The organism is Vibrio sp. V33_P6A3T137, from assembly GCF_009904835.1.
In the GTDB taxonomy this organism is placed as follows: Bacteria; Pseudomonadota; Gammaproteobacteria; order Enterobacterales; family Vibrionaceae; genus Vibrio; species Vibrio metschnikovii.
Window position 1 is genome coordinate 1 of sequence record NZ_WXWK01000071.1, and the last position, 3018, is coordinate 3018.

Consider the following 3018-nt stretch of genomic DNA (forward strand, 5'->3'; position numbering starts at 1 on the left):
TCACACATTTCGTGCGATTTAATCACATTGACCGCTTCGTGTGATAAGCTATACTCCAGTTAGACTTAAGACTGTGGAGAATAACCATGCATACATTAACAGCAAATGACGCTAAACGAAATTTTGGTGAATTGCTTCTTAATGCTCAACGCCAACCAATTAAGATCAGTAAAAACAGCAAAGATGCTGTTGTCGTGATGTCTATACATGACTACGAAGAGCTTGAAATGATGAAAACAGAATATCTTAAACATTGTTTCAACGCGGCTAAAGATGACTTGGCAAAAGGCAATGTCGTTGATGGTAAAGATTTTTTGAATGAGCTGTAACAAACAATATGCATAATAAACAATATAAACTGAGTAGTTTGGCTCAAACTCATTTACGTAAAGTAAAAAATTATACCATCAACAATTTTTCCGAATTACAGTGGCAACGTTATAAAGAAACACTACTTTCTGGCTTTCAAATGCTCACCGATAATCCTGATTTAGGACGAAGCTGCCATGAAATATATAGTAACGGCTTTTACTTTCCGATTGAAAAACATACTGCTTACTTCACAAAGGAAGAGAATTTCATCTTAATCGTAGCTGTATTGGGGCAATCTCAGTTACCGCAAATTCACCTGAAATAATAAACAATTATGGGCGATGCTTTCGATTGGTAAGCTAACGCCGCATTAAGGGGCAGCCAACGCTACTACCAACTTTCCGCATAACATCGTACCCACAAAAACCAACGCATAATAAAAATGCCACGCGTTGGCTGTCCCTCTTAAATGCTTTGTTAGGCGGCGGTTCTCTGCATTATATGTTGAGGACCAACTGGACCACCTAAATACAAATTCCCTGTGTCTTCAAAACCACATTTAAGATAACAATTGTACGCGGCTTTATTACGGCAATTTACTGTCAATTGTAACCGTTCAAACTCTGGATAGGTTGAAGCAACATAGCTTGGTAACAAATTCATCGCTCTACTCGCAATACCTAAACCTTGATGATTATCATCAATCAGCAAAGCTCGAACGCCTAGCGCTTTTGGATCACTAAAACTATATGCGTCAGAATAAGATAGATCTAAGACGAAAAAACCAACAACTTGATCATTGTCGATGATCAAATGAGGATGCTCATGTTCTTTTAAAGATAAAATGAATTCACCAAGCTTATCGACTGTGAACTGAACTTGATCGGGTTTTACTCGTAACTTTTCGACTTCAGCATCACGAATTTTATTATATCTCTCAATTAGTAACATATTACCTCGAACTCAAATGACGCCTAACGCCCGGCTAAGGGGTTGACAACGCACTGCCAGACTCAAAAAACACACCGTAAACCCTGAACTTCAATTTTGTACTAAAGCCGCCACGCGTTGGCAATCCCTCTTGAGCCGTTTGTTATAAGCGTGCTTCATTTTACCATGTTTTATCTAAGTCTTGTGCGTATAAAGAAATAGCTCGCTGATACTCTTTAATTGCATCACTATTCGTGGTCGATACTAGAAGTTCAAGTAGCAATGATATCGCTTCTTTATAGCGTCCCAAGTTGTAGAGGCACATGGCATAGAAAGGCTGAACTTCAATAGAATCAGGGTAGTCACTGAGAGTTTGCTCGAAATAGCTTAACGCCTCTGAATACATGCCAAGGGTTCGATAAGTGCTCGCTAGCCCAAACAAAGCATCAAACCTTTCTACCGACGAAAGTAGACCCGAAAGAGACAACAGATAATGAGCAACCGCTTCTTGCTCTTTACCCTCATTGTCGTACGACCAAGCAATTTGCAAGTGAGCCTTAGCAGAATAAGCCTCATCATTTAATAACGTTTTTAGTAAAGCTCTCGACTCTTGATACTTAGCCTTTTTCCGCAATTCAATCGCTTGTTTGATGAGACTTTCCATAATTTTCCTCGAAGCTTATAACGCCCGCCTAAGGGGCTGGCAACGCATTACCACTAAACTTAAACACAGCAACTGCAACCACCGCGGCTCAATGGGACTGGAAACGCCACGCGTTGACAGTCCCTCTTGAGGCGTTTGTTAGCCCACATTTCACCACAGACACTAAAACCATTTGTCTATAAGCTTCTGAACCAACATCGAACCCGATGAAGTGAACGTCCAAATAAAGGCCCCAATATTTGCAAATATCGTCAACCACAAAATCGATTTAAATGGCTGCTTTTTCGACTTATGACGAAGCTGATTTTGGGCGCACAGCGCTCCCAACCAACCACCAAATAACGACAAAAGATGAAGTGTGTTTTCTGGTGTACGCCATTTGCCATGTTGAGCTGCATTCTTATCTATTGCGTACATTACGTAGGTTACAAGTGACATCAATATATAGACTGCAATGAATATCTTCTCACCACCTAGTATAAAAACCGCAGCACTTGCTAGAACAAGGTAAACGAAACTAAATATGATCGTTGAAGGGATAGTTCTTGCCCCCAGAATTGTTACATTAGTGGCGTTGTAACGCCCTTTCTGGTCTTCATTAACTTCAAATTCAACTTCATCATCGACTTTGGGACGTCGGCTTTTACTTTGAACAGTTGATACATGGAGAAAGACTCTTAATTCGCCATTTAATGCTGATATGAACCCATAACCTTTTGAGTCATTCCACTCTACAACTTTGCCTTTTATCATCGAACTCTACTTTTTGTTTATCACTTGTGGGCTAACGCCCGCTTAAGGGGCTGACAACGCTACTACCAAGTTTCCGCATAACACCGTAACCACCGAAATCAACGCACAGTAAAAATGCCACGCGTTGGAAGTCCCTCTTGAAGCGTTTGTATGGATAATAACTAACGAATCAGGGTAAAGTGAGACCCAGACTTTAGCTGCAACTAAAGTTCTCTATCTGATAGTTCGATTGAAGTGTGGCTCCTCTATCGAGAGACCGATAACAAGAGCGAACGTCAGATAGAACTCCAAGCACCACACTCGAATAGTCTTCTGGGTCTCGAACCCGCATTTAGCAAGCAAGAGTTAGCTTATTATGA

5 protein-coding genes are annotated in these 3018 nt (G+C 40.7%); 2 read left to right on the forward strand and 3 right to left on the reverse strand.

Translation table 11 applies throughout. The features are described 5' to 3' along the window. Positions 1-86 precede the first annotated feature (86 nt). The gene (locus CAG60_RS06650; protein WP_045572526.1) at positions 87-329 is read left to right on the forward strand and encodes a type II toxin-antitoxin system Phd/YefM family antitoxin; all 243 of its coding nucleotides are present in this window, start codon (positions 87-89) and stop codon (positions 327-329) included. An 8-nt stretch (positions 330-337) separates the two neighbouring features. Then, on the forward strand, positions 338-637 hold the full coding sequence (locus CAG60_RS06655; RefSeq protein ID WP_161438559.1) for a type II toxin-antitoxin system RelE/ParE family toxin: 300 nt from the start codon (positions 338-340) through the stop codon (positions 635-637). Positions 638-789: 152 nt separating this feature from the next. Here CAG60_RS06655 and CAG60_RS06665 read toward each other — a convergent pair whose 3' ends face one another. The 3 genes from CAG60_RS06665 to CAG60_RS06675 all read right to left on the reverse strand — a co-directional run bounded on the left by CAG60_RS06665 (position 790) and on the right by CAG60_RS06675 (position 2659). After that, positions 790-1263, reverse strand: a complete 474-nt coding sequence (locus CAG60_RS06665) for a GNAT family N-acetyltransferase (RefSeq protein WP_161438560.1) — start codon at positions 1261-1263, stop codon at positions 790-792. 160 nt (positions 1264-1423) lie between these two features. Next, complete coding sequence (locus tag CAG60_RS06670; RefSeq protein ID WP_161438561.1) at positions 1424-1906, reverse strand: tetratricopeptide repeat protein; 483 nt, start codon at positions 1904-1906, stop codon at positions 1424-1426. A 162-nt stretch (positions 1907-2068) separates the two neighbouring features. Continuing rightward, positions 2069-2659, reverse strand: coding sequence for a DUF1294 domain-containing protein (locus CAG60_RS06675; RefSeq protein WP_202598538.1), 591 nt, complete (start codon positions 2657-2659; stop codon positions 2069-2071). Positions 2660-3018 lie beyond the last annotated feature (359 nt).